Source organism: Rhizobium sp. WYCCWR 11146 (assembly GCF_013591995.1).
Classification (GTDB): domain Bacteria; phylum Pseudomonadota; class Alphaproteobacteria; order Rhizobiales; family Rhizobiaceae; genus Rhizobium; species Rhizobium indicum.
In genome coordinates this window covers 162,221-188,195 of sequence record NZ_JACCEY010000024.1, presented here as the reverse complement: position 1 = coordinate 188,195, position 25,975 = coordinate 162,221, and the positions used below count along the sequence as shown (strand labels likewise).

The 25,975-nt window shown below is 61.4% G+C and carries 26 protein-coding genes, 1 pseudogene and 1 riboswitch; of the genes and pseudogenes, 7 read left to right on the top strand and 20 right to left on the bottom strand.

Features of this window, described 5'->3' with window-relative positions; all coding sequences use genetic code 11:
- From HX899_RS20720 to HX899_RS20710, 3 genes and pseudogenes are all read right to left on the bottom strand, one after another.
- Nucleotides 1-662, bottom strand: a pseudogene (locus HX899_RS20720) (AraC family transcriptional regulator); the annotation flags it as partial.
- Nucleotides 663-811: 149 nt separating this feature from the next.
- Complete coding sequence (locus HX899_RS20715) at nt 812-1,549, bottom strand: SDR family oxidoreductase (protein WP_181293261.1); 738 nt, start codon at nt 1,547-1,549, stop codon at nt 812-814.
- 321 nt (nt 1,550-1,870) lie between these two features.
- The gene (locus tag HX899_RS20710; RefSeq protein ID WP_181293260.1) at nt 1,871-2,851 is read right to left on the bottom strand and encodes an SDR family oxidoreductase; all 981 of its coding nucleotides are present in this window, start codon (nt 2,849-2,851) and stop codon (nt 1,871-1,873) included.
- 265 nt (nt 2,852-3,116) lie between these two features.
- Here HX899_RS20710 and HX899_RS20705 point away from each other — a divergent pair, with 265 nt between their 5' ends.
- Entirely contained in the window at nt 3,117-3,293 is a 177-nt protein-coding gene (locus tag HX899_RS20705) for a hypothetical protein (protein ID WP_181293259.1), read from the top strand.
- A gap of 8 nt (nt 3,294-3,301) precedes the next feature.
- The gene (locus HX899_RS20700) at nt 3,302-3,676 is read left to right on the top strand and encodes a VOC family protein (RefSeq protein WP_181293258.1); all 375 of its coding nucleotides are present in this window, start codon (nt 3,302-3,304) and stop codon (nt 3,674-3,676) included.
- Nucleotides 3,677-3,773: 97 nt separating this feature from the next.
- Here HX899_RS20700 and HX899_RS20695 read toward each other — a convergent pair whose 3' ends face one another.
- The 5 genes from HX899_RS20695 to HX899_RS20675 form a co-directional block, all read right to left on the bottom strand.
- Nucleotides 3,774-4,355, bottom strand: a complete 582-nt coding sequence (locus HX899_RS20695; RefSeq protein WP_181293257.1) for a dienelactone hydrolase family protein — start codon at nt 4,353-4,355, stop codon at nt 3,774-3,776.
- 251 nt (nt 4,356-4,606) lie between these two features.
- The gene (locus HX899_RS20690; RefSeq protein WP_181293256.1) at nt 4,607-6,127 is read right to left on the bottom strand and encodes an FAD-dependent monooxygenase; all 1,521 of its coding nucleotides are present in this window, start codon (nt 6,125-6,127) and stop codon (nt 4,607-4,609) included.
- A gap of 293 nt (nt 6,128-6,420) precedes the next feature.
- Nucleotides 6,421-8,409, bottom strand: a complete 1,989-nt coding sequence (locus HX899_RS20685; protein WP_181293255.1) for a primary-amine oxidase — start codon at nt 8,407-8,409, stop codon at nt 6,421-6,423.
- Nucleotides 8,410-8,469: 60 nt separating this feature from the next.
- Nucleotides 8,470-8,643, bottom strand: coding sequence for a hypothetical protein (locus HX899_RS20680; protein WP_181293254.1), 174 nt, complete (start codon nt 8,641-8,643; stop codon nt 8,470-8,472).
- Nucleotides 8,640-10,091: an APC family permease gene (locus tag HX899_RS20675; RefSeq protein ID WP_181293253.1), complete on the bottom strand. Its 1,452-nt coding sequence runs from the start codon at nt 10,089-10,091 to the stop codon at nt 8,640-8,642. Before HX899_RS20675 ends, HX899_RS20680 begins: the two co-directional genes overlap by 4 nt.
- A gap of 121 nt (nt 10,092-10,212) precedes the next feature.
- Here HX899_RS20675 and HX899_RS20670 point away from each other — a divergent pair, with 121 nt between their 5' ends.
- A complete protein-coding gene (locus HX899_RS20670) occupies nt 10,213-11,250 on the top strand; it encodes an AraC family transcriptional regulator (RefSeq protein ID WP_181293252.1) in 1,038 nt (345 codons plus the stop codon).
- Between the two features lie 303 nt (nt 11,251-11,553).
- Here the strand turns inward: HX899_RS20670 and HX899_RS20665 are convergent, their stop codons facing one another.
- The 8 genes from HX899_RS20665 to HX899_RS20630 all read right to left on the bottom strand — a co-directional run bounded on the left by HX899_RS20665 (nt 11,554) and on the right by HX899_RS20630 (nt 18,502).
- A complete protein-coding gene (locus HX899_RS20665; RefSeq protein WP_181293251.1) occupies nt 11,554-12,246 on the bottom strand; it encodes a substrate-binding domain-containing protein in 693 nt (230 codons plus the stop codon).
- Between the two features lie 43 nt (nt 12,247-12,289).
- The gene (locus HX899_RS20660; protein ID WP_138334789.1) at nt 12,290-12,655 is read right to left on the bottom strand and encodes a cytochrome C oxidase subunit IV family protein; all 366 of its coding nucleotides are present in this window, start codon (nt 12,653-12,655) and stop codon (nt 12,290-12,292) included.
- Between the two features lie 7 nt (nt 12,656-12,662).
- Nucleotides 12,663-13,382 (bottom strand): heme-copper oxidase subunit III family protein, encoded by a 720-nt coding sequence (locus HX899_RS20655; RefSeq protein ID WP_138334790.1) that lies wholly within the window; start codon nt 13,380-13,382, stop codon nt 12,663-12,665.
- A gap of 10 nt (nt 13,383-13,392) precedes the next feature.
- A complete protein-coding gene (locus HX899_RS20650; RefSeq protein WP_138334791.1) occupies nt 13,393-14,112 on the bottom strand; it encodes a cytochrome c oxidase subunit 3 in 720 nt (239 codons plus the stop codon).
- Nucleotides 14,109-15,887, bottom strand: a complete 1,779-nt coding sequence (gene ctaD, locus HX899_RS20645) for a cytochrome c oxidase subunit I (protein WP_138334792.1) — start codon at nt 15,885-15,887, stop codon at nt 14,109-14,111. The genes HX899_RS20650 and ctaD overlap by 4 nt, the downstream gene beginning before the upstream one ends.
- A gap of 45 nt (nt 15,888-15,932) precedes the next feature.
- The gene (locus tag HX899_RS20640; RefSeq protein WP_138334793.1) at nt 15,933-16,751 is read right to left on the bottom strand and encodes a cytochrome c oxidase subunit II; all 819 of its coding nucleotides are present in this window, start codon (nt 16,749-16,751) and stop codon (nt 15,933-15,935) included.
- Nucleotides 16,752-16,916: 165 nt separating this feature from the next.
- Complete coding sequence (locus HX899_RS20635; protein ID WP_003540937.1) at nt 16,917-17,306, bottom strand: cytochrome c family protein; 390 nt, start codon at nt 17,304-17,306, stop codon at nt 16,917-16,919.
- Between the two features lie 272 nt (nt 17,307-17,578).
- Nucleotides 17,579-18,502, bottom strand: a complete 924-nt coding sequence (locus HX899_RS20630) for an MYG1 family protein (RefSeq protein WP_138387319.1) — start codon at nt 18,500-18,502, stop codon at nt 17,579-17,581.
- Between the two features lie 178 nt (nt 18,503-18,680).
- Between HX899_RS20630 and HX899_RS20625 the strand changes: the two genes are divergently transcribed.
- On the top strand, nt 18,681-19,172 hold the full coding sequence (locus HX899_RS20625) for an HIT family protein (protein WP_171598293.1): 492 nt from the start codon (nt 18,681-18,683) through the stop codon (nt 19,170-19,172).
- A 186-nt stretch (nt 19,173-19,358) separates the two neighbouring features.
- On the opposite strand, the gene HX899_RS20620 is transcribed toward HX899_RS20625, so the two are convergent.
- Genes HX899_RS20620 through HX899_RS20610 form a run of 3 tightly spaced genes read right to left on the bottom strand, consistent with a single transcriptional unit; the run spans nt 19,359 to nt 22,173 of the window.
- Complete coding sequence (locus HX899_RS20620) at nt 19,359-20,123, bottom strand: ABC transporter ATP-binding protein (RefSeq protein WP_017988788.1); 765 nt, start codon at nt 20,121-20,123, stop codon at nt 19,359-19,361.
- Nucleotides 20,120-21,160 (bottom strand): iron ABC transporter permease, encoded by a 1,041-nt coding sequence (locus HX899_RS20615; RefSeq protein ID WP_181293250.1) that lies wholly within the window; start codon nt 21,158-21,160, stop codon nt 20,120-20,122. Before HX899_RS20615 ends, HX899_RS20620 begins: the two co-directional genes overlap by 4 nt.
- Nucleotides 21,157-22,173, bottom strand: a complete 1,017-nt coding sequence (locus HX899_RS20610; RefSeq protein ID WP_138387315.1) for an ABC transporter substrate-binding protein — start codon at nt 22,171-22,173, stop codon at nt 21,157-21,159. Before HX899_RS20610 ends, HX899_RS20615 begins: the two co-directional genes overlap by 4 nt.
- Before the next feature lie 176 nt (nt 22,174-22,349).
- Nucleotides 22,350-22,606, bottom strand: a riboswitch (cobalamin riboswitch).
- Between the two features lie 212 nt (nt 22,607-22,818).
- Here HX899_RS20610 and HX899_RS20605 point away from each other — a divergent pair.
- The 3 genes from HX899_RS20605 to HX899_RS20595 all read left to right on the top strand — a co-directional run bounded on the left by HX899_RS20605 (nt 22,819) and on the right by HX899_RS20595 (nt 24,623).
- A complete protein-coding gene (locus HX899_RS20605) occupies nt 22,819-23,385 on the top strand; it encodes a TetR/AcrR family transcriptional regulator (RefSeq protein ID WP_171598294.1) in 567 nt (188 codons plus the stop codon).
- Nucleotides 23,382-23,930 carry a hypothetical protein gene (locus HX899_RS20600; RefSeq protein ID WP_138387313.1) on the top strand — a complete coding sequence of 183 codons (549 nt, stop codon included), beginning with the start codon at nt 23,382-23,384 and terminating at the stop codon, nt 23,928-23,930. The genes HX899_RS20605 and HX899_RS20600 overlap by 4 nt, the downstream gene beginning before the upstream one ends.
- Before the next feature lie 90 nt (nt 23,931-24,020).
- A complete protein-coding gene (locus HX899_RS20595; protein WP_181293249.1) occupies nt 24,021-24,623 on the top strand; it encodes a tetratricopeptide repeat protein in 603 nt (200 codons plus the stop codon).
- Nucleotides 24,624-24,689: 66 nt separating this feature from the next.
- Here HX899_RS20595 and blh read toward each other — a convergent pair whose 3' ends face one another.
- Complete coding sequence (blh, locus tag HX899_RS20590) at nt 24,690-25,970, bottom strand: bifunctional sulfur transferase/dioxygenase Blh (RefSeq protein WP_181293248.1); 1,281 nt, start codon at nt 25,968-25,970, stop codon at nt 24,690-24,692.
- Nucleotides 25,971-25,975 lie beyond the last annotated feature (5 nt).

The following is a 25,975-nucleotide window of genomic DNA, read 5'->3' as shown; positions in this document are numbered from 1 at the left end:
GGCGGGCGGCGCCCGCCGCGATACCGAGGATGACGAGCGCGGCAAGGTTGCTGACACTGATCAGCGTCAGCGCATGCTCGCCATGCGCCCAGGTGAAATCGAGAAAGACGAAGATATCGACGGCGGCCGAGAGAGACAGGGCAGCGGCCGTAAAGATGATCGCCCGATAGGCCGGCACCGCCCCTTCGAAGGGCGCCAGCCGCAGCGCATCGGCGCCCGGGCGCATCAGAAGCAGGATCGCCAAGGCATAACCGACAAAGATCAGGACCAGAGCGATATCGATCGGCTCCCGCCAGACAGCCATCAACGCCAGGATAAGGGCGGTGGGAACGGCATGCAGCGCGATCCGTACCGGCAGCGGCCTCCGGCTCGTCCTTACCAGCCTGGAGACCCCGGCATAGGCAAGCGGTGGCACCATCGCCGCGATCACGGGCATGATCACGCCTATTGCCTGCACCTCATAGCCCCAGCGTAGGCCGGAGAGGACGGATTGCAGCGCGGCGAGCAGGATGAGCACCAGAAACGGCCGATTGGGCTCATCCTCTTCGTCGCGTCTGAGGACGACGACGAAGAGGATGAGCAGCAGAAGGGCGACGACAAAGGGAAGCGGAATGAAGATCATGGGGCTCATGGCATCGGAATGGCGAATGGAAGGCCATCATTGCCGAGATCCTGACCTAGTGCGACCTTCATCATGTTTTAGGACGCGTTTTAAGCTCGGTTTCTTGGCCTGGCGCCCCGGGGATCAGCCAGGGACGCCGTCGAGATCGGAGAAGGCGACCCGGGGGGATCGCCGCCAACATTCAGCCCGTCAGACGCCGTTCAACCGCTCGAACATCGCCTCGCCATGCTTACGCGTGTGGACGGCCGTGCCGACCAGCAGTTCGTCCTGGTCATTCTCCAGCTGGGCAAGCGCCTCCGTGGCGAATTGCTCCGGCGACATCATATATTGCCGCTCCGCACCCCCGGCACGCACGCCGCCGCCGAGGTTGGTGTCGACCATCGGCGGAACCATCTCGACCACCCTCACCCCCGTCGCCTTCAGCTGGTGGCGCAGCGACAGCGTGAAGGAATGGAGGGCTGCTTTGGTTGCGCAATAGACGGGGATGTCGGCCTTCGGCGTAAACGCCAGTCCCGAGGTGACATTGACGATGACGGCGCTGGGCTGCCGCTTCAACATCGGCAGCAGCTCGCCGATCAGTTGGATCGGCGCGGCAAGGTTGATCGCAATCTCCTGGTCGAGATCGGCCACAGCATGATCATCGTCGAAATGCCTGATATATTGCACCCCGGCATTGTTGATCAGCATGTTGACGTCGGGATGATTGTTTTCCAGCCAGCCCGACAGGCTGTCGCGATCGTCGAGATCGGTGACGTCGCAGATCCGCGTGATCAGCGCCGGCACGGCCGCCTGCGCCCTGTCCAGCGCGTCACGGCTCCGGCCGCAGATGATGACGCGATTTCCCCGTGCGGAAAGTTGCTGTGCGAGCGCCAGCCCGATGCCGCTTGCGCCACCGGTGATAAGAATGGTGTTGTCTGTCAGTTTCAAGTCGAACGTCCTTCTATGTTGACATGAAGGTGCGCCGACGAAGATGTCAGAGTTCCCGGCGGACACACCTGCGAGGCCGGCAAGCCGGCTGCGGTGTCGCGGTTACCCTGAAAGGAGGAGTTGCCGCCCAATGGGCGACGGCCGGGCTACCATCCGGCCAGCACTCTTTCGACGGGATCATTATAGGGCGGATTTTGCGTCGAGGGCAAGTGGCGACGATCATCGTGGCGAACCGTGCGCCGGTTGGCATTCGGCAATGGTGCGCGCCGATAGGCGAGCGCGGATCGTAAAATACCCTGCACGCACTCTATGAGGGCCTGCCTAGCCGAGAGCGCTTTGTGCTGCGCAAATCCGATCGACCAAAGCATCGAGATCGCCCCTTGGCGGGCGGTTCTTGGCTAGGCGCTGCTTGAGATGCATGATCGGCTCCGCCAGAATTTCATCAAGGCTTTCGGCACAGGTGAAGTCGCCCGCCACGCTTTTGACCTTTGAATTGTCAAAGATCGCCGACCATGCCTTGTCGCCCCGCAGCGGGCCAAGCCACTCCGGATTGTACCGAACCAGGGTGTCCGTCGGCACGTGTACGATCTTGGCCTCGACGCCCAACAATCTGGCGATCGTCTTTTGAATATCATCCCAGATATGAGCGCGATCGGAGGTGATGTGGAAGATCTCGTTCAACGCCGCCGGCTTGCCGAAAAGCCCGACAAAGGGCACCGCGAAATCAACCGAGCGGGTCAGTGTCCAGGGCGTGTGGCCATCGCCCGCCACGATGGTGGGCTCGCCGTCCAGCATGCGTCTCGCCATGACGTCGCTGTCACCCATCATGATGGGCAGGCCGGTGCGAACAGTATGACTGGGACGGACGATGGTCCAGGCGAGATTCTCGGAGTTCTTGAGCAGCGTCTCGCAGGCAATCTTGTCCTGGCTATAGCGCCAATAGGGGTTGATCGCCGGTGTCTGCTCGGCAATCACATAGTGACGCGGCGGCTTTTCATAGACCGAAGCCGAAGAGATGAAGATGTACTGGCCGCAGTGCCCGGCAAACACATCGATGTCACGCGCGACTTGATCCGGCGTAAAGGCAATGAACTGACACACGACGTCATAATTGGCCTTGGCCAAGTCCGCATAGGTGGGTGCCGCGAGATCGCCGACGATCGCGGTAACGCCCGCAGGCAATGGGTTGCCTCTCAAACTGCGGTTATAAACGCTGACATGGTGGCCCTGAACCACGGCGCGCTCGACGCATGGATATGAAATCTGGCCGGTACCGCCAACAAAAAGGATTTTCAAAGCCATGGGAAGGACCTCAGTGTCGGATGTGGCGGGATATGCGGTCAGTCTTCATAGCGCGAAAGAAATCGGTCGTCTCCTGCAAAACAGGTACACCGGCTCACGTTGTTTGGATCGACCTGTCCCGTAAACCAACGTGGTGCCATTCCGTATAAGCCGATCGGACGACGTGAGGTTCGGCCGCAACCAGTCATTGCCGATACCGCGAAGATCTCTATCTCAAGCCAATAATGCCCCTTCTGTTTGAGATCAGCACAAGACGGAGGTTCTCTTGAAGGATTATCTGCCCGATGCAGCCGGGGCGCTGGCAGGATTGCTGGTCGCCTTTCTCATATCTGGCCTGTTGATGCTGTCGGAGACACCGCAGCTCGTGCTTTTTGCATTGCTGCCGGCAGTCGGCGGCGCGGTCGTCGAACGCGTTTGCCATCGCCGGCCCAACAATTCTTGAAGGGTTCCATGGCAAGGCTGAAAGAAATCGTCATCGATTGCGACATTCCCTCGCGTGTCGCCCGCTTCTGGGCGGAGGCGCTCGATGGCTACGACGTGATGCCATATGACGACGACGAACTGGCCCGCCTGGCCGCTCTCGGATTGACACCCGAGACTGACCCGACCGTGATGGTCGAAGGTCCCGGAACCCGCCTTTGCTTCCACCTTCGCCCAGGGGAACGTCCCGCCCGCAACCGGCTTCATCTCGATATTGCCACCCCCGATCGGGCCAAGGAGGTAGAGCGGCTTCTATCGCTCGGTGCGAGCTTCGTCCGGGAAGCGGATGGATACACGGTCTTGAATGATCCCGAAGGCAACAATTTCTGCGTAGTGTCGGAATAGTCCGCTCCGGGCCGAAAGCCCGCCCTGCAGCATGAACGGCACCCATCTCAGGTCGGCTATACCAGCGCCAAACCGGATCTCCCGCGGAATGTCTGGGTCAAACGCGATTCAGGAACTCGATCACGCGGAGGGTGAGCAGCGCGGTCGCTTCCGCGTCATAGGAGGGCAGCGAGCTGTCGGCGAAGTAGTGCTGATCGCCTGGGTACAGGAAAAGCTCCGCGTCCTCTACCTTCTCCACGATCTCACGGGCGGCGTCGATGTCGCCCTCGCCGACGAAAATCGGGTCGTTGTCCATGCCGTGGATCTGCACCGCGACGCCGTCCGGCCACGGTCCGAAGGCCCACTCGCCGCTGATCGGCAGGCAGGAATAGAAGAGCAGAGCCCCGTGGGCGCCGGGCCGCGTCTGCGCCAGCTTCTGCGCGGGCAGCACCCCGAACGAGAACCCGGCGTAGACGAGCCCGGCAGGCAGTTCGTCGGCGATGCGCACGCCGCGCTCCCGCATGGCGTCGAATCCGATCTCCCCGATATAGGCGATCCCCGCTTCGATGCTTGGGAATGTGCGCCCGTCAAACAGATCAGGCGTGTGCACGATGTGACCGGCTGCCCTGATATCGTCGGCAAACGAGCGCACACCTGGGGTCAGCCCCTGTGCATGATGGAACAACAGGATCTCAGCCATAAGGAGCCTCCGGGCGGGACGGTCGGGCGCATCGCCACTCTACAGCGTCGCCGCCTTGCCGGGAAGAGTGCGGATACGTTGCCGAAGCAACATCTGTAAACCCGCCGAAAACCGTACATCGATTACTGCATTCCGGCGGCATCCTTCACAGCTCTTCTCCTATGCCTTCATGCGCTCAGTCCGGCATTTTAGAGCGAGAAAAACGGCCAAAGAAACGTCCTTCCAAACCTCAATGGCGGGGCGGCATAGTTTCAGGCTTTGCCGAACCACCGCGATGCGGCCTGCGCGGCTTTCTCATTGTCAGGCATAGCCTCACCAGCCCACGCCACGAAGCCGTCGGGGCGCACGAGCAGCGCGCTCAGTCCCAGCCGATCCCGGGCGTCACTGGCGACATAGGTGATCCCATTCCAGCGACCTGCCAGCGCTTGCAGCGGTGCACCGGCGTCAAAGTCCAAAAGCAGGCCTTTGCCCTGCCTGAGGTGATCGCCGAGCTTCGTACCGTCGGCCAGCTCGAAATCGGGAGCGCTGCGGCCGACCAGCGGGTGACTGCCGCCAAGATCGTAGCGGAGAGACACACCCCAGACGCGCTCGGCAAAGTATGTCGCGCCGTCACGCGTGTCGATCAGATCGCGGATGATGGCTTCGAGCGCGCGCGAACTCCGGCTCGGCCGCATCAGTGCGACCTGGGCGCGCGACCAGTCGAGAATCTGCGCTCCAACTGGATGCCGTTCGCAGAAATAGCTGTCGAGCAGGCCCTCCGGCGCATCGCCGCGAATCGTCGTGGCAAGCTTCCATCCAAGATTCATCGCATCGCCGAGCCCGAGGTTCAGGCCCTGGCCGCCCAAGGGGGAATGGATGTGCGCAGCGTCACCCGCAAGCAGCACCCTGCCCTTGCGGTAAGCCGTCGCCTGATAGGCGCGATCCGTCCAGGTGGTGGCAAGCTCAAGGCCTGTTACCGTGACATCGGCGCCGGAAATATGCCGCAACACCGATTGCACATGCTCCGGCGTGATCGGCTGCGTTCGGTGAAACGCGCCTCCGTCGAAATCGACCATCGCGATGGTGCCGGGCTTTTGGTAGGTATACATGCCTGTTGGCGTGTAATGGCGGCCCGCGACGAGCTTCTCCGGATCGGCCATCTCGACCTGAACGGAATAGCCGGTGAACTCCGGATCGGTGCCAACGAATTCAAAACCGCCTGCCCTGCGCACGGTGCTGCGCCCGCCGTCACAACCGATGAGCCATCGTCCGCGAAAGATCTGGCCACCCGCGCGAACGGTCACGCCTTCGCCCGACTGATCGAAGCCATCGACACCGAGCCCGCGCCTGATCTCGACACCCATCGCGCTTGCGTGGGCGGCCAGCGCGGATTCGAAGTGCTCCATCTCGACCGCCATGCTGGTATCGGCCGGACCTGGCAGGCGATAGGGCCACGTCGAGGTGTCGATGGTGTCGTGAAAGAACTGAATGCCGGCGAAATGCCCGCCCGGGCGACGCGGCTGCTGCATCCAATACGCTGAAGTCGATTGATCTTTTTCGCGCTGCGGCGCCATGATGTCATCCAGCAGCCCGCGACGGTAGAAGGCTTCGATGGTCGGTGCGGAAAGGCCGCGCATGCCAAACGGCAGCCGCTTCAACGGCGAATGCGGGTCTTCGGCCTGCTCCAGCACCAACACCGAGAGGCCGGCCAGCCGCAGCTCGCAGGCCAGAAACAGACCGACAGGGCCTGCGCCAGCAATCACAACGTCATGGATCATAAGAAAATCGGGCATGAACTACTCCTTTATGGTCGTTCGACCGGAGCAGTTCGTCGTTTCGAGAACCACACGGACGAACATGGGACGCTTGCAGCGTCCGTGTTCGTCGTGGAGAACTCATGCACGAGGCAAGGAACAGAGCTTTCGTTTCCGAAAGGACTTGGGCCAACCACACCAAGTCATGCCTTTTCCGACATCGGCAACATAGCCGCCGGGCGATCGATCAGCAACAGAAGATATCCTCTTCTGAAGGTCTGACCTGACGGGGAAGGCCCCTTCCGGGCGGTTAAAAAGGAACAGCCGTCCAGCTACGTGTGGCAGCAGGAACCATTTCCGGTGTCATCAGGCGAATGTTGCAGGCGATTGTCGACGCTCTGGCTGTTTCCTTCCGGCGGCAGGTCCATGGCGATGTTGGATGCGAAGAAGCCGTTCGGTTTCAGCGTGAAGCCGGCATATTCCACGGGCATGATCGGAAAATCCTCGGGCTTGCAGACATGGGTATGGCCGAAGGAATGCCAGAGAACGACATCGGCATTCTCGATTTCGCGGTTCTGCTTGACGTAACCCGGCAGTCCGTCGCCGCCGGCATGCACGTTCGGATAATCGCCGCTCGCATATTTTTCCCTGGCATCGAAGGCCGTGACCCAGATGTGTTTCTTGGCGAAGCCGCCGCGCTGGGCAACGGTCGAATCCGGCTGGGCAAGCATAACAGGCGACGGCATGACGACAATCTTGTAGCCGGGCGCCTTGCCGACGCTGTTCTTTATGTTGGGGTTGGAGACTTTCCAGTAACGGCCGGTCTCGCCATTGGCGAGTGCCGGGGAATCAAGTTCGCGTTTCAGCACACGAGTCTTGGTATCGAAGACATTGCCATAGGGATTATGCTCACCCCAGGGACGCGGCACGAACTCATGCTCGGTCACGGTATTGTCGCCGCCATCGACATCCATGTGCAGGCGCGCATTGAAGAAATGCTGGTGGGTCGGACCGCCGAGATTGTCATCGACCATGCCGCCCCATGGATAGGTTTCGTCGGTCGCGACCGCCGCCGTCTGGATGATGCCGGTGAGTTTGGCTTCGAGCTGGATTGTGCCGTCCTGGTAGAGATACCAGTAGAAGCCGTAATCGTAATTGCCGACGGTTGCGAAGAAGGAGATGACGAGGCGGCGCGAACGGCGCACTTCGAAAATACCGTTGCGGAATTCGTAATGCTTCCAGATGATGCCGTAATCTTCCTCATGCATGCAGATGGCGTTCTTCATGATGAAAGGCTGGCCGAGATCATCCGCCGCCGGCACGTCGAAATAGTGAATATGGCCGAGGCAGTCGCAGCCGAGTTCGAGGCAATTGGCCAGGCGTCCGAGACCATATTCGCCGGCATCGAAGGCGCTCTTCCAATAGTGGTTGGCGGTCGGATCGGCATAGGGCACGACCATTTCCGTGACACTGGCGCGAAAGACGACGGGCCGCAGCCTGCCCTGATCCCTGATGCCGAGTTCATGCAGAACAAGGCCTTCGCGCGGGGTGAAACCGACACGGAAACTCCAGTTCTGCCATTCGACTTTCCAGCCGTCGACGGTAAAGCTCGGCCCTTGCGGCTGAACGATATGCAGCGGCGTGAGATCGGGCCGCGGTTCCGGGAAGGTTTCGCGGCCATAATTGCGCTTCTTCTTCGGGACCGGAATGATCTTCTCGTCGTCGACGAGATCGACCACTCGGTTGGTGATCAGATCGACCACCGCCACCACGCCCTCGATCGGATGCGCGTAGCCGTTGTCACGGACATCCTCGCGCCAATAGGACACGGCGCGGACGATGCGCTTTCCCTTCTCGAATTCGCGGCCAAAATAGCCCGAGGAAAAAGGATCGATCTGGATGAGCGGAATATCCTCATCGGTAATGCCGCGCTTCTTGACGGCAGCGATCCAGCGCGGATCGGATTTGACGGTGCCTTCAACGGTTTCGAATTCGCACAGCATGATCGGCGGCTGACCATAGGGCAATTCACCAAGAGGCAGCCGGATATAGGAGGATACCGTGCAGACAGTCAGGTCTACGATGCCCTCGAAGGTTTCGCCATTGCTGATGTCGATTGCCAGGATGAAGGCAAGCCGCGGCAGCCTGTCGCCCAGGCGATAGGCGGCAAGATCTGCCTTGGTCGGCTCCTCCAGCCGGGTGATCGGAAAGCGGAAGGTGGCTGCGAGTGTCTGCGTATCCTTGAGTATGGCAACGGCAGAAGCGATCTCGTCGAGGCTCAGAGGATCGAGCGGATGGGTAACTGCGACAACGGCGTCCATTGGTATACCTCTTGTTTTTGGAAGAGACGACGCAACATGGCGCGTCGCAAGCTGCGGTGATCAGGATCGACCGGAGCAGATCTGTGTCTCGATCATCATCTGGTCTGCATGAATGCAGAACATCGAGCAGAAGGCGTGTGCCTCGAGGGCAACCAGCAATGTTGCGCTGGCGAGGATCGCGACCGCGAGAACCAGAAGGCGATCGACGGGTGCAAATTCAGCAACCGCAGTCATTCGAAGACCTTTCCAAGCGAGGCGTAGAGAGCGGGCTTGGACTTCTTGACCCGCATGGCAAACAGCGCGCCCAAAATCCCCACCAGCACCATGGCATAGGGGAAAGCCTTGACGATCAGGCTTTCGCTGCCGGAAAGGAGTGAAAGATTGGAGCTGACCAGCACCAGCGAACCAACGAGGCCGAGCAGCGCCAGCGCGGGAGCGGTCATCGTGGTCCAGGCGCTGTAGCTGTTCGGCGTCTTGCGGAAGAACATGATGATCGCGACGGAGACAAGCACCTGCACCAGTAGGATACCGATACCTGCCAGCGCCGCCATCCACGAGAACACGACGGTGTAGGGATCGGCACCGAAGATCACGAACAGGGCAAGAACGACGGCCGCGACCAGACTTTGCAGAAGACCTGCAGCATAAGGTGAGCCATGTTTGGTATGAACCTTGCCAAGCACCTTGGCGGCCAGACCTTCACGGCCGAGAGCGAAGAAATAGCGGTTGAGCGTATTGTGGAAGGACAGGATGCAGGCAAACAGGCTGGTGATCAACAGCACGTTCATCACCTGGCTCGACCATGGGCCAAGCACGGAATTGGCGGCGGTGAAATAGAAGCTGTCGAGGCTGGCAGCAGCAGAGGCCTGCACCTTGCCCGGACCGTAGAATTGCACGATTGCCCAGGTGGAGAAGGCATAGAAGAGGGTGATGAGCAACACCGCGACATAGGTGGCGCGGGGAATGGTCTTTTCCGGATCCTCGGCTTCCTCGCCGAAAATGGCCGTCGCTTCGAAGCCGATGAAGGAACCGATGACGAAGACCAGTGCCACGCCGAGACCCGGCGCAAAGACCGACGATGGCGTGAAGGAGGAGAAGCTGATGCCTTCCGGTCCGCCGCCAGAAAAGACGATGGCAAGATCCAGAACCAGCAATATGGCGATTTCGGCAATCATGCAGACGCCGAGGATCGCGCCTGAGAAGGCGATGTTGCGTTGACCGCAGATCAGCACGACGACCAGTGCTGCGAAGGCCCAGGCCCACCAGGGCAGGACCAGCCCGAGCGGCGCTATGGCATTGGCCATGAAGAAACCGAACAGGCCGTAGATGGCGATCTGAACCGCGCTATAGGTGACCAGCGCCATGAAGGCGCCACCCACACCAGCCGGCTTGCCGATGCCGTGAGTGATATAGGTGTAGAACGCCCCTGCCCCGCCGACATGCCGGCTCATGGCGGTGAAGCCGACCGAGAACAGCAAGTAGAGCAGGCCGGCGAGCACGAAAGCGCCGGGAACGCCTGCGCCATTGCCAAAAGCGAAGGCGGCCGGCGAAGCGCCGACGACAGCCGTCAGCGGCGCGGCCGCGGCAACGACGAAGAACACGATGTGCGCGAGGCCCACCGAATTCCTGGCCAGGCGACGCTCCGGCGATGATGATGCGGGCATGCTTGCTTCCAGTGTCATGGAGAACCCCTCTTTGCTTGTTTGTTGCCAAGAAGGTAAGCGCCGCGATCTGGCCCCGAAATTGCAGTTTATGCCAATGAATCGATAATTCGCGCCACTGATGTCGCCGGAGACGCTGAAAATGGCAGTTGCATCGCATTTGATCAGCCGCATGCCCGCAGTTGCTTCAATTCGAGCCTCCGTCTTGATCCCGCTGGTGCAACAAATCGATAAAAGATCCGGGAAAACCGACCTTCTTCTCGCTTCGCACGGCATTCTTCGCTCGCAATTGGAAGATCCCTACGCTGTCCTGCCCATGGCGCGTTATGTCGCGCTGTTCGAAGATGCCGCGACGATAACAAGTGAACCGGCACTGGGAGCCCGCATGGGCACCGGCTTCAAGCCCGCCGACATCGGGCCCATCGGCATGCTCTTCGCACTCTCGCCGACCATTCGCAGCGCTTTCGAGCGGCTGTCGAAATATGTCAACGCGGTACAAGGCGCGACCAGTTCCGGCGTGTTCGAGGAAAATGGCGATTTTGTCTGGAGCTACCGGATCGTCGATCCCAGCATGTGGCCGCGCCGGCAGGACAGCGAATTCACGATCGCCGCCTCCTGTCAGCTCGTCCGTTCGTGCTTCCGCCGTGGCTGGCGGCCGATCGAAATACAGCTCGAGCATCACGCGCCGCGCGACGCCGGCGTGCTGAAACGCATCTGTGGCGCGCCCATCCTGTTCGGCCAATCCGGCAACCGGATCGTCATGAACAAGGCGGAGGCTGACCGTGTGCACCGTGCGGAAGACAAAAGCCTGGTCGAGATCCTAGAGCGGCATATCGGCGATCTGGTCAACGAGCCAGCCACCGGCGATGCCGTCACGGAAAAGGTCCAGGCTCTGATCAGCATCTATCTCGGCCGCAAACCGGTCACGGTCGCAACGCTTGCCGCCGAACTGAAGATGTCGCCGCGAAGCCTGCAGCGCCGGCTGTCGGAGGAAGGCGTGTCGCTTCGCGATCTCCTTCGCCAGCACCGCCAGACACTCGCCGCCCACTATCTCGGCGACCGACATGCCGCACCGATGTCCGAGATTGCGCGTGTGCTGGGTTATGCAGACAACACGGTGCTCTGGCGTGCGCTGCGATCCTGGGAAAAGAAGGGGAACGACCCATCTTCGACAGGTTGATCGAAGATGCACGGCAACGGAGATCGCCCGATTGCTGCCCTACGGACGGAAGCAAAAGCCCGGCATCCTCCAGCGCCCGAGCGCGGCATTCTCCAACGCCCCTATGGTGACAGTGCCTACTTCTCCTCCCTCATTCCTGTGCTCGTCACAGGAATCCAGCCACGGCGCGTCCGCGCCGTGAATGACTCTCATACGACGAGGTCGTTCTCCCGCGCCCAAGGACTTGGGCGCACTGGATTCCTGTGACAAGCACAGGAATGAAGGAGGTTGGGTTGGCGTTCTCGTCGTCAGCCAAGCACGCCTTCAGCAACGCTCGACGCCCTTTGCCGCCAGGATGTCATCAACGGCTGTCGACGTCAGAAATTCCGACAGCTGCCTGGCAGCTTCTGCGTCCGTTGAATCGGCGCTGATGCCAATAGCGAAGTCAATGTAACTTTGGAGTTCTGCCGGAAACCGACCGACAAGCATCACTTCGGGAGCGGCGGCGAGAATCGAAGTCACGGGAACGACGCCCAACTCGGCCTCCCCACGGCCTACGGCCGGCGCTGTCTGCCCTCCTGATATAGCCACCAGCTTGGGCTTCACCTCATCGGCTATTCCCAAGCGTTCCAGCAAACCGGAGAAGTAGCCGCCGCTGCTTCCTTCACTGGCGTAGGCGATCGACCTGGCGCTCTTCAACGCATGTTTGAATGCTTCCACCGACCCGACGTCGAGCGGCCGACCGCCTGCCTTGGCCGCCACCCCCATTGCTATCCGGCCGAACGCCACCTCGCTCCCCGCCTTGACTTTTCCCACGGCGGCCAGATCCTCAACAAGGTTCGGATTGGTGATGACGAGGTCAAAAGGCTCCCCAGCTTCAATCTCCTTCTTGACGACAGGATTGAGCTCCCACTTGACCGCAACTGTGAATCCTGTGGCCGTTTCGAACCGGGATATGACAGCAAGGACGGCGGGCCGAACCGCAACAGCGCCAAAAAGTCGGATCTCCTGATGCATGGCCCAACTTCGCCTCCGATCTGTCGATCCTGTCCAACAGACCCTACGGCCCCGCCCCAAAGAACGCCAGCCGGGTGAAGATCGTGTAGTCCGCTTCCGATACCATCAGCGCCACGAAAACCAGCACCAGCAGCGGCGGCAGCAGGATGGCGTAGACGAGCGCCAGCCGTTCCCAGGCCATGTGCATGAAGACGGCGACAATCAGCCCGGCCTTCAGCATCATGAACACAAGGATCAGCGCCCACCTCAGATAACCCTGGATGCCGAGATAATCGACCATGTAGGAAAAGGCGCTGAGCACGAAGAGCAGGCCCCAGACGAAGAGATAGAGCCGGATCGGGTGCTGCTGTCCGGTGTGTGTTTGTGCATGCACCGTTTGGCTTTGCGCATGCGCCGTTGTCTCGCTCATGACGACCTCACCACAGATAAAAAAACGCGAAGATGAAGACCCAGACCAGGTCGACGAAGTGCCAATAGAGGCCCATGATCTCGACGGCCTCGTAGCGGCCTTTCCGGCTGGTGAAGAAGCCGCGCCGTTCCACGTCGAAATCGCCACGCCAGACCTTGCGGGCGACGATGAGCAGGAAGATAACGCCGATCGTGACGTGGGTGCCGTGAAAACCGGTGATCATGAAGAAGGTAGATCCGAACTGTGCCGCCCCCCACGGGTTCTCCCAGGGGCGAACGCCTTCGGTGATCAGCTTCGTCCATTCGAAGGCCTGCATGCCGACGAAGCAGGCTCCGAGAACCGCCGTCAGCAGCATCAGCACCGCGGTCATGCGGCGATCGCGGCGATAGCCGCAATTGACCGCCATCGCCATGGTGCCGCTGCTTGAGATCAGCACGAAAGTCATGATCGCGATGAGGATCAGCGGAACGTTCTGGCCGCCGATATGCAGCGCGAAGACCTCGCTCGGATTGGGCCATGCAACCGGCGTCGACATCCGGGCCGTCATATAAGCGATCAGGAAACAGCCGAAGACGAAGGTGTCGCTCAAGAGGAAGATCCACATCATCGCCTTGCCCCAGGAGGCGGTCTTGAAGGCGCGCTGATCCGAGCTGAAATCGGCAGCGACACCGCGCAGGCCAACCGGGCTGAGGCCTGGCTCGCCGTGTGTCTGGACGGGATGTACCATCTGCAATCTCCTAACTGAGCAGTGTGCGGCAGAGATCGACGAAATCATTCGCCCATCCGGCAAAGAGCGCGAAGAGCAACAGCCAGACGGCGAGCATGAAATGCGAGTAGATGGCGGAAAGATCGACGCTGAGGCGCAGCCTGTCCGTCGCCACAGCCGTTGAAAAGGCCCCGACCGTCGTGTGCGCGAGCACGGCAAGCCCGCCGAGGATATGCAGGCCGTGCAGCCCGGTCAGCATATAGAAGAAGCTGTTGGAAGGGTTATCGGCCAGCACGTACCCGGCCGCCGTCAGCTCCCGCCATGCCTGGATCTGTCCGACGAGGAAGAAGATGGCAAGCGCAAGCCCTGCAGCAAGCGCCGGTCGCAGCACTTCCATGCGGCCATGACCTGCTTCTCTTTTCGCCCATTGAAGGGCAGCGCTGCTTAAGGCCAGTGCCGCAGTGTTCACCCAGAGCAGCCGGGGAACAGGCGTCGCCCACCAGTCGGTCGACGCCATGCGCATGAAATAGGCGCTGACGGCAAGGCTGAAGACAGCGCCGACGACGCCGAGAAACACGAAGAGCCCGATTTTCACCGCCGGCGCCGGCAGCCTTTGCCGCTCGGCACCGTCATGACCCGGCAGTTGCACCGACCCGGTTTCGAGCCAGGGCTTCGAGGTCAACCGCTGCCCGGAAAGCCACCAGAAGATAATGGCGGCGACTGCGGCGAGGAAGATCAGCATGACGTTCATGCGTGGACCTCCCGTGTGACGCCGCCGCCTGATGGCACCGTCTGCGGAATGAAGTCCTCGGCCGCCCCGGGCACGCTGTAGTCATAGGCCCAACGGTAGACGACAGGCAGATCCTTGCCCCAGTTGCCGTGGGCGGGCGGCGTCTGCGGCGTCTGCCATTCGAGCGTCGTTGCCCGCCACGGATTGCCGCCGGACTCCCTGCCCCGGAAAAGGCTCCAGACCAGATTGAACAGGAAGACCATCTGTCCGGCCCCGACGATCAGCGCCATGACGGTGATGAAGATATTCAGCGTATGGGCCGAAGGCGGAACGAAGGCCGTCTCTCCCATCTCGAAGTAGCGGCGCGGCACCCCGAGCAGGCCGAGATAGTGCATCGGAAAGAAGATCGCATAGGTGCCGAGGAAGGTGATCCAGAAGTGGATATGGCCGAGCACGTCGTTCAGCATGCGTCCCGTCACCTTCGGATACCAGTGATAGATCGCCCCGAAAATGACGAGGATCGGCGCCACACCCATGACCATGTGGAAATGCGCGACGACGAACATCGTGTCCGACAGCGGCACGTCGACGACGACGTTGCCGAGGAACAGGCCCGTCAGACCGCCATTGACGAAGGTGACGATGAAGGCGAGCGCAAAGAGCATCGGCAGCGTCAGGTGGATGTCGCCGCGCCACAGTGTCAGCACCCAGTTGTAGACCTTGATCGCCGTCGGGACAGCGATGATCAGCGTCGTCGTGGCGAAGAAGAAGCCGAAGGCCGGGTTCATGCCGCTGACATACATATGGTGCGCCCAGACGACGAAGCTGAGCGCACCGATGATGACGATCGCCCAGACCATCATGCGGTAGCCGAAGATGTTCTTGCGCGCATGCGTGCTGATCAGGTCCGAAACGATGCCGAAGGCAGGCAGCGCGACGATATAGACCTCCGGATGCCCGAAGAACCAGAAGAGGTGCTGGAAGAGGATCGGGCTGCCGCCGCCATGCTGTAGCTGCGTGCCCATTTCGACGATGGCAGGCATGAAGAAGCTCGTGCCGAGCAGGCGATCGAACATCATCATGACGCAGGCGACGAAGAGCGCGGGAAAGGCGAGCAGCGCCATCACGGTCGCGGTGAAGATGCCCCAGACGGTGAGCGGCATGCGCATCAGTGTCATGCCGCGCGCCCGCCCCTGCAGCACAGTCACCACATAGTTCAGCCCACCCATGGTGAAGCCGATGATGAAGACGATCAGCGAGGAGAGCATCAGCAGGATGCCCCAGTCCTTGCCGCCAGGCGTGCCGGAGAGAACGGCCTGTGGCGGATAGAGGGTCCAGCCGGCCCCCGTCGGGCCTCCGGGGGCGAAAAAGCCCGCAGCGAGGATCAGCACTGCGAGCAGGTAAATCCAATAGCTCAGCATGTTGGCGTAGGGAAACACCATATCGCGCGCGCCGACCATCAGCGGAATGAGGTAATTGCCGAAGCCGCCGAGGAACAGTGCGGTCAGCAGATAGATCACCATGATCATGCCGTGCATGGTGATGAACTGATAATAATGATCGGCATCGATGAAGGTGAAATAGCCGGGAAAGGCGAGCTGAATCCGCATCAGCCAGGAGAGTACCAGCGCCACCAGGCCGATTGCGATCGCCGTGAGCGAATATTGGACGGCAATGATCTTGGCATCCTGGCTGAACACATATTTTGTCCACCAGCTTTTCGGATGATAGAGTTCGACATCCTCGACTTCAGCAGAGGGGACGGCGCCTGCGCTGTCGGATGGAATCTCGACCATGATCTCTCTCCCCTTCGTCTCCCAGCGGTCTGCGACCGCTGGGGGTCAGTTTGCCGGCGGCATCTCTCCCGATGACGCCGTAAGCTGGGTGAATGTCTGCTGCTGCCCGAGCCAGGTCTGGTAATCCGCATCCTCCTCGACAACGACGGTGCCGCGCATTTGCCCATGGCCGACGCCACAGAGTTCGGCGCAGAGGATGTCGAAGGTCCCTGTCCGCGTCGGCGTGAACCAGAAATAGGTGATCATGCCGGGTATCATGTCCATCTTGGCGCGGAATTCCGGCACGTAGAAATCATGGAGCACGTCGACCGAGCGCAGCAATATGTGCACCGGCTTGCCGATCGGCAGATGCAATTCGCCGCCCTCGATGATCACGTCGTCAAGGCCGCTTGCGTCGTTTTTATCAAGGCCGAGCGGGTTTTCGGGGGTGACGTCGCCGGTTTCGGCGCGGCCGAGCTTTCCGTCGGCTCCGGGCAACCGGAAACTCCACAGCCACTGCTGGCTGACGACCTCGACCGATGCGGCATCGGCAGGCACTGTGATGAACTGGTTCCACACGATCAGGCCGGGCGCCAGCATCGCCGCAACGCCGACCGCCGTTCCCCCTCCCAGCAGCAATTCCAGCCTGCGGTTCTCGGGCTCGTAATGTGCACGGTTGCCCGGCTTGTGCCGGAAGCGGAAGACGCAATAGGCCATGAACAAAACCACCGCCACGAAGACGATGCCTGTGATCCAGAAGGTGATGACGAGGGTGGTGTCGATATAGGTCCAGTTGGACGCGATCGGCGTCCACCACCACGGGCTCAGCACATGGAACAGCACGGAGCCGACGACAATCAGGACGAGGATCAGCACGACAGCCATGTCCGCTCCTCCTCGAGCAGGTCGACCCGTGAAACCGCATTCCGCAAAAAGTCCGTGTTTATTATCGCACAGATAGAAAATATCGGCAATTACGGCAATTTAGGCATGCGCCCCGGGCCGCGAGCCGCCATTTGGAGTATTGCCCGTCGCGGGGAATGTTGCCCATCACTTGGAATATTGTTTGAGATAGGCGATGAGATTGGTGATTTCCTGGTCGTCCTTCACCCCGACGAAGGCCATCTTCGTACCCTTCACCTTCCCCTTCGGATTGTGCAGATAGTCGCGCAGCACCGTCTCGTCCCAGACGAGACCGCCCTCGCCGGCCGCCTTCATCCCGGCCGAATAGGCGTAATTGGGATGCGTTCCGGCCTTCCGGCCGAACAGCCCGTTCAACGACGGGCCGACCTTGTTCGTATCGGAATCGGCGACATGACAGGTCACGCATTTCTTAAAAACGGCAGCACCCGCCGTCGCATCGCCCTCCTGCGCCCCGGCGTCAGCAGGGGAAAGAGCAATCACGGATGTGGCGATCAGCAGAACAACACGGTAATCCATGGCAAACCTCATCCTCCTCAAGGTTGCCAGCCACTTGCACCCTCCGCAATCTCTCGCGTGGGAGTAGTGGTTGTTATGGCATAAAGCTTAGTCCTTCGCGGCAACAAGTCAATCGGCCCCACAATTGGGGCCACTTGAACGCCATCTGATGTCCGGGGGACTCGAGACGCGGATAAGCTCGTTGAGATCGAAAATCCGGCCAGCTATCCTTCAATCCACGGCGTAATGGATATGATGCAGGCCCCGCGCCACCTCAACTGCCGCCATTTGACCTACGTGCCGATCGAAAGCGCCTCCTTTACCGCCAGCTCGGCCATGGCGAGAGCGGCTTCGCGGGTCCTGGCGGCAGCGATGAAGCGGCCGTTATGGCAGAAGCTTGCGCCCTCTATGCCGCAAACCGCCTCCAATGCGCCATTGGTGAGCCCGGCCCAGGCCGCCGGCAGGTCGGCCCTGAGCTCGAACCCGTCCTCGGCGCGGCGGATGCCGGTCACGCACCAATCCTTTTCGCGCGGGTGGACGACGAACAGCAGGTGATCGGCGCCCGCCTTGACGATAGCGGGACGGAAGGGCATGCCCCTCGGCAATTCCAGAACACGCCCCTGCCCCGCAGCCTCGATTGCCCGATGCACGATCGCCTCGGCCCGCAATTTTGCGGCACTCTGAGCGATCCTGGCCTCGACGAAACTGCGGGCAATGGCAAGGGCCGTGTGGAAGGCGCGATCGTCGGCCTCAGGGTCTGCTTCGTCGAAAACCGGTTTCAGGGTTTCCAGCAGCGCCGGCAGCGTCAGCGCGGCCAGCGGCCCGGATGGGCTGAGCGCGCCATTGTCGGTCAGATCGACCGGCAGCACGAAGCTGGCGTCGAAAGAGCCATGCATCGCCTCGACATGCGCTTCGGGAAGGCCGAAGGCTGCGAGATAATCACGGCCGTAATGCTTCCAGATCAGGCCGAACGAGCTGTAGGGCTGGCCATCGTCGCGCAACGGCGCGCCGCGCTGGTGGTGATCGAATATCCCGGCAGCGGGATCATAGGCTCCGCCGACATCGTAGATGATCCGGTCTTCGCCCGGCGTGATCCACTCCGCCGCGCGGCTGCGAACGATACGAGCCTGCGGGAAAAGCCGGGTCAGGATGACGCTCGACAGCAATTCGTCGGCATGAAAGCCACCGGAATGGGTGACGAGGAAATCGGGGATCATGGGAGCTATGCGCCTTGTCGTTCGCGGACGATCCGCTTGCAGGTCGGCTGGAGATAACCGTTGCCGGCTGCTATCTCAACCCATACCTTAAATTGCAGTCGATTTAAGGATAAAATTATGCAGCAATCCAATGTGTTACAGCGTCCCCTGACGGGGCATCAGGAGTAAGAGGCAGTCCGTGGAGATCCCTCAGCGCTTTCACGTTGTCGAGACGGCCGGATGGCTTGTGAACCACCGCATGAACTCCGCCCTTCCCGGTTACCTCATGATCAGTTCCAAGACCGACACCAACGATCTGTCGGATCTGCCTGAAGACGCTTTGGCCGAATTCGGCCCATTGCTCGCAAGGGCTCAGAGTACGCTGAAACGGCAATTGAATGCTCAGCGCGTCTATATCGGCCGGTATGGACACACGCCCGGTTATCCGATCCACTTCCATGTGATCCCGATATATGAATGGGTGGAGGCGTTGTTCTGGAAGGACGCTCGATATCGCCTGCTTGAGAATTTTGCAGAGGGACCGGGGGAAACCGCAACGGATGGCGCAGAACTGACACTGTTTGTCTGGCGAGAGTTCTGTGAACGCGCAGAGCCGCCGCCGATCAGAGGGCCTTCGATCTCAGAGGCTATTAAGTTGCTGCGGGAAGCAATGCGGTTTCCGCCGCTTTAGATCTTTGTACTCATGCATGTCGCCGGAAAATGCCCAGCGGTTTTGGCAGGACGGCATGCATGAAGAGACAGCGCCGGCCTTGTGACCGCTGGCGATCCTGTGGCCGAAAGCGAGGTCGAAGGTCTCCGACCGTCTCGACCAACAATCCCGGATCCCCTCCTTGAGATCGAAATTCCCGGCCATCCGTCAATCCATGACGTATTGGATATGATGCCGGCCATGCACGGCCGATTTCTGGACATGGGCGCGAACGCCGAAGACCCGGCCGATCATATCCTCGGTCAGCACCTCCTCCGGCGCGCCGGAGGCGACGATCTCGCCTTTCTGAAGCACCGCCAGCCTGTCGCAGAACATCGCCGCCAGATTGAGGTCGTGCAGCGCGACGATGCAGGTGATGCCGAGCTTCGAAATCAGCGAGAGAATGTCGAGCTGATGCTGGATATCGAGATGGTTGGTCGGCTCGTCGAGCAGCAGTTCGCTCGGCGCCTGCGCCAGCGATCTGGCAATATGGACGCGCTGGCGCTCGCCGCCCGACAGCGTCTGCCAGAGCTGGCCCGCCCTCTCCTGCATACCCACCCGCGACAGGGCCTCGTCGACGGCGGCGTCGTCTCCGGCACCCCAGGACGACAACAGCCCGCGATGCGGCGTGCGGCCGAGCCGCACCACGTCGCGCACGGTCAATTGCGTATCGGTCGTCGACTGCTGCTCGACGAAGGCGACGCGACGCGCAAGGGCTGCGCGCGGCAGCGAGGAAATGTCGTCGTCACCCAGCCGGATGATGCCGCTGCGAACCCTGCGCAGCCGGCAGATCAATCTGAGAAGGCTCGACTTGCCGGAACCGTTCGGCCCGAGCAGACCGAGCACCTTGCCCTTTTCCACCGTCAGGCTGACGCCGTTGACGATGACGATATTACCGGCGGCAAAGCTCACCTCGTCGATGCTGATGCTCATGCCTTCCCCCGCACACGATAGAGGATGACGGCGAAGGCCGGTGCGCCGAAGAGCGCGGTGACGACCCCGATCGGCAGGATCTGCTGCGGGATGATGATGCGCGAAATAATATCGGCGCCGACCATGTAGATCGCGCCGCCGAGCGCCGTTGCCGGCAGCAGCCGCCTATGCGCCGGCCCGACGAGGAAGCGGGCGGCATGGGGGATGACGAGGCCGACGAAGCCGATCGAACCCACCATGCTGACGACGCTTGCCGTCATCGCCGCCGTCATGGCGAACAGCACGATCTGGACGCGGCGTACGGCAATGCCGAGCGAGGCGGCGGCATCCGTGCCGAAGGCGAAGGCGTCGAGCGCCCGCACATGGGCCATGCAGATGACGAAGCCGGCAAGCGCGATTGGCACCGACAGATAGACATCGGGCCAGCGCACGCCGCTGAGCGAACCCAGCAGCCAGAACAGGATGCCGCGCGCCTGCTCGGCATTCGCCGATGTCGTCACGATGTAGGAGGTTAGTGCATTGAAGAGCTGCGAACCGGCGACGCCGCACAGGATGATGCGCTCACCGGTTCCCCCCGCACCCGTCGCCAGGATGCCGACCAGCAAAAAGGCAATGACCGCACCGATGAAGGCGCCGCTCGACAGGCCGAGAACACCGTAGCCGGAACCGAGGATCATCACGCAGACGGCCCCCGTCGAGGCACCGGCGGAGATGCCGAGCACGTAGGGTTCGGCCAGCGGATTGCGCAGCAGCGCCTGCAGGATCGCGCCCGAAAGCGAGAGCGACGCGCCGGCGCTGGCCGCGACGAGCGCGCGGCTCAGACGATAATCCCAGACGATGCCCTGGTGGATGCGGCTGAGCTCGAAATCCGTTCCGAACAGACGGTTCGAAATCGCCTCCGCCGTCGTCGCAAGCGGGATCGCGATCTCGCCGATCGAAACGGCAAGACTGACCATCAGCCCGAGCAGGAGAAGTGCCGCCGTGGTGAGCGCGGCAAGCGCCCACCATCCCTGTTGCCTGACCGACACTGCCTTCACTGCGCCAGGCCGAAGGACTTGATGCCGTTCGCCAATGTCTCGATACCGTCGATCGTGCGGATCGTCGGGTTCATCGACTGCGCGTCCATCATCACGAAGTGCTTGTTTTTGACCGCGTCCAGCTCCTTGGTCACAGGATCGTTCTCGAGGAAATCGACCTTGACCTTGGGATCGTCAGCGGCGTAACGGCGGCGGTCCATGGTCGCGAGCACGATGACGGCAGGGTTAGCCTGGGCGATGGTTTCCCAACCGACCAGCGGCCATTCCTCTTCCGTGGTGACGACGTTCTTCGCACCGATCGTCTTCAGAATATAGGCGGGCGCGCTGTTCTTGCCGGCGATGAAGGCGTCGCCATTGACCTCCTTGCTGGAGAACCAGAAGACGACGGGCAGGTTCTTGCCCGACGCGCCTGATATCGAGGCGACGGCATCCGACTCGCGCTTCTTCAGCTTGGAAATCAGCGCATCGCCGCGCTCCTTGACGTCGAAGATCTCCGAGAGCTCGGCGATTTCCCGGTAGATCAGGTCCATCGTGAACAGCTCCTTGCGCACGCCGTCGCCGCCATCAGTGTTGACCTTGGCGACGCAATCGGCCGGCGCGAGATAGGTATTGATCCCGAGATCCTTGAATTGCTCCCGCTTGCCGACCGAGCCCTGCGCGCCGACATGCCATTCGAACTCGGCCGTCACCAGGTCGGGCTCCTGCCCGACGACGGATTCGAAGCTCGGGTCGTTGTCGGCAAGCCGCTTTATCTTGCTGTTGGCCTCGGCATATTGCGGCAGGACGGGACCGACCCAGACGGCCGTTCCGGCGATCTTGTCGGCAAGGCCGAGCGAGAAGAGCACTTCGGTCATGCCCTGACCGATCGAAACGACTTTGGATGGCGCCTTTTCGAAGGTCACCTGCTGGCCGCAATTGGTGATGGTCAAGGGATATCGGGTCGCGGCAAGGCTTGGTGCCGCAAAGCCGGCGAGCCCGAAGGCAAATGTCATGGTGGCGAGAATCTGGCGCATGGAAAACCTCGATGAAGGGAAAATCACGGCCGTTCCGCGCATATGCGCGGACCGAAAGCACGCTTAGGCGTGCACTAGCCGCAGGAGGCCCAATCGAGACGGATGCATGCCGGAATTCGGCGAAGGTTCAGCAGGTCAATCATATCTGTTCCTTGTCCGGGCATCCCCGCCCGGTTGATTGGATCGTGATTGACGGCAGGTCTCCTGGCTTGCGGATATCCGTCGTTTCATCCTCCTTCCCGCGATATCTCGCAGTGGCAGGGCCATGAGCCCTTCAGAGATGGCCAGTCGCTGGCCACTCCTGAGATGATCGACAATCCGCTTACAGTTGCGGGGGCAGCCACGGTCTCGGTCCCTACTGGGTCATCCTCACCGTGTTCCCTATTAATCCCCTTGGAGTCATCTTCAGGGAACCGTCGCACCCAGTTACGTCGCCGGCCCGCCCGGCGTCAATAACTATTCCCGCGTGTCATGCCGCCTCACCGACAAATGCGCTTCATGCCGTCTCACCGCGCAAACCGCCGGTTGCCAGAAGACGTTTGACAGCAATGCTGCCATTATGGCATTAATACTGCCATGAATAAAGTGACACCGCCTCGACCCACGGCCCGCGAAGAGTTGGCGACCATCACGCAGGACCGCATCATGGAAGGTCTTGCCGCCCTGTTGCGCGCCGGTAGCGACGAGGTCACCTTCGATCTCGTCGCCCGCCAGTCCGGCGTGCCGCAGCGCACGCTTTATCGCTATTTCGCCAACAAGGAGACACTGCTCGCCGCGTTCTGGCACTGGGTGAATGCGCTGATCGCCGTGCCGGCGCTGCCGGCTTCGCCTGAGCAAGTAGTGGCGCATATTCCCGAGCTCTTTTCTGCCTTCGACCGCGACGAGCCGCTGGTGAGAGCGATGCTGCACAATCCTCATGGTCGCGCGGTGAGGCTCGCCCATGCCGAGGCGCGGCGCGAGAAGTTTTCGATCGCGCTGCGCGATGTCACCGGGACGATTCCCGCAGAAGATGCCCGGCATCTGCTCGCCGCTGTGACAGCGCTCTGCTCTGCTTCGGGATGGGAGAGCATGAAAGATAACTGGAGCCTGTCGGGCGCTGAAGCCGCGAAGGCCGCGCAATGGGCCGTGCAGGCCCTGATCGACGATGCACGCCGGCGTTCCCGCGGGACCGAGGCCCGCCAGCCGGCAACAATGGAAGGAGACGCGCGATGATTCATCACATGTCGTTCGGCGTGCGCGATCCCGGTCGCGTCGCCCGGGTGCTGGCGGAGCTCATGGAGGCGACCGCGCTGCGGGCGCCGACCCCGCCCTTTCCCCATGACGCCTGGCTCGTCGTATCGGGCGATACGCAAGGCTCCTTCCTCGAAATCCTGCCCGCAACCGCGGTCTTCGATCCGGACGCACCGCTCGGCATCCGCCAGCGCCCGGCGACCTTCGAGCCGGTCACCGCCCACGTGCTGGTCAGCGCCGCGGTAGACGCCGCGTCGATCGAGACTGCCGCCGCCCGCGAAGGCTGGTGCGCCGAGCAGGTGGAAACCGGCCTCTTCCGGATCGTCAAGCTCTGGGTCGAGGACAACGTCCTGGTCGAATTCCTGGCAAAGGGTGAAGCCGATCGTTACATCGAAGCCTTCGGCCCCGCGGGCCTTCCCTCCCTCGACGGCAAATTGCGGGACCTCGAGGCAAAGCTTGGCGATGCCCTCGCGCAGAAGCTGCCGCCTGGCGTGCTGGAAAAAGCGCTGGGACATCCGCAGGCGTAGTCGTTGCCGGACCTGCGTCACGACGGATTGCGGAAGGCAGGCCCCGACATAGTTTTGGCGCCACCGATTTCAACGAGGTTTGATGTAGCAATGAGCAATCCGGATAGCACCGATCTCGCCGCCGCCGGGATAGACGCGATTCGCCAAGCAGCCGAGCAAGGCGATGCGCAAGCACAATTTGAATTGGGCCACATCACCGCACGAGGTGAAGGTGTCACCCGCGATAAAACAGAAGGCGCGGGATGGCTTCAGAAAGCCGCCGAACAAGGTCATGCCGACGCGCAATTCCTCCTGGCGGGCCTCTATCTCATGGGGGACGGAGTTGCACAGAGCGCGCCCGAAGGCTGCGAGTGGCTTGACAAATCCGCCAATCAAGGCCACGCCGACGCGCAATATTTGCTGGGCTTGATGAGAGAAGACGGCGACGGTTGCGATATCGATGCAGCAGACGCTGTCAGATGGTACAGCCAAGCCGCAGATCAGGATCATGCTGGTGCACAGTACAGGCTAGCCCAGTTGAAAGAGCACGGCGTGGGCTGCGAGATCGATCTGACAGAAGCATTCAAATGGTACCGTCGTGCTGCACTTCAGGATTACCCGGATGCAAGGGAAGATCTACTCGGATTATGCCGTGCACATCCAGACCTGCCGCTACCGGTGTCAGAATTGCTCGATGGCAAAGGTCGCTCCTGATACCCAGCTCTTTTTCCCGGGCGGCGCAGCGTCCAGACGTCGTCACCGGCCAACTATCCCCCGCTCTCACAAAGCATCCAGCGGTATCTTCAGATACCGCCGGCCATTCCCCTCCGGCTCGGGCAGCCGTCCGCCGCGGATATTCACCTGCAGCGCGTGCAGCATCAGCTTCGGCTTCGGCAGCGTGCGGTCGCGTGCCTGGCGCAGCGCCACGAAACCGGCCTCGTCGATGCCTGCAATATGCGGATTGGAGCGCTTCTGCGCCGCCACCGTGCTTTCCCAGCGTGGGTGCCGGCCGCCCGGCTGATAATCGTGGCCGGAAAAGAGCCGGGTTTCCTCGGGCAGCGACAGGATGGCCTGGATCGAGTGCCAGAGGGCGGCAGCACTGCCGCCGGGGAAATCCGTACGCGCCGTGCCGGAATCCGGCGTGAACACCGTATCGTGCACGAAGGCGGCGTCACCGATCACATAGGTGATCGAGGCGAGTGTGTGCCCGGGCGAAAACATCACGCGGACTTTAAGCGCACCGATCTCGAACGTGTCGCCATCGGCAAACAGCCGGTCCCATTGCGAACCGTCGGTTTTAAGGGCCGGCCAGTTGTAGATCTCCTTCCAGAGCTTCTGCACGTCGGTGACATGGGCGCCGATCGCCGTCGGCGCGCCGATCTTCTCATGCAGATAATGCGCGGCGGAGAAATGATCGGCATGCGGATGCGTGTCGAGGATCCATTCGACTGTCAGCCCTTCACTTTCGATATGAGCGAGGATGGCGTCGGCATTGGCCGTTCCCGTCGCCCCCGACATCTCGTCGAAATCGAACACCGGGTCGATGATGGCACAGCGTCTCGTCGCCGGGTCGGAAACGACATATTGCACACTGCAGGTGCGGGGCTCGAAGAAGGCCTTCACATGAGGCACCTGCCCTGCCCGCTTCTCGAGAAAGCGGCGCGCGCCGGCAAGATCGAAACCCAGGTTTTGACCGAAGGCTTCGACATCCCCGGGCTTCATCCGCCCATCCAGCACCTCGCCCAGCACATAGAGCATCAGCGCCCGCGTGCCGCTCTTGCAATGGGCGACAACCGGCCCCTTCGCTTGCGCCATCGCCGACTGAAAGGCGCGGATATCGGCTTCGGTGATCTCGGTCCCCTTCACCGGCACGAAACTGTAGGAAAGCCCGACCGCGGAGGCGGAAGCCTTTTCCACCGTATTGCCCGGCTGCTCCGGCTCCTCGCCGTCAGGCCGGGCATTGATGACGGCGGCAAAGCCTTGAGCCGCGAAGGCAGCAAAGCCTGCGGCATCGGGCTGCCCCGCCACCGATATCAGCTCATTGACCTTCACGGATGTCATCGAAG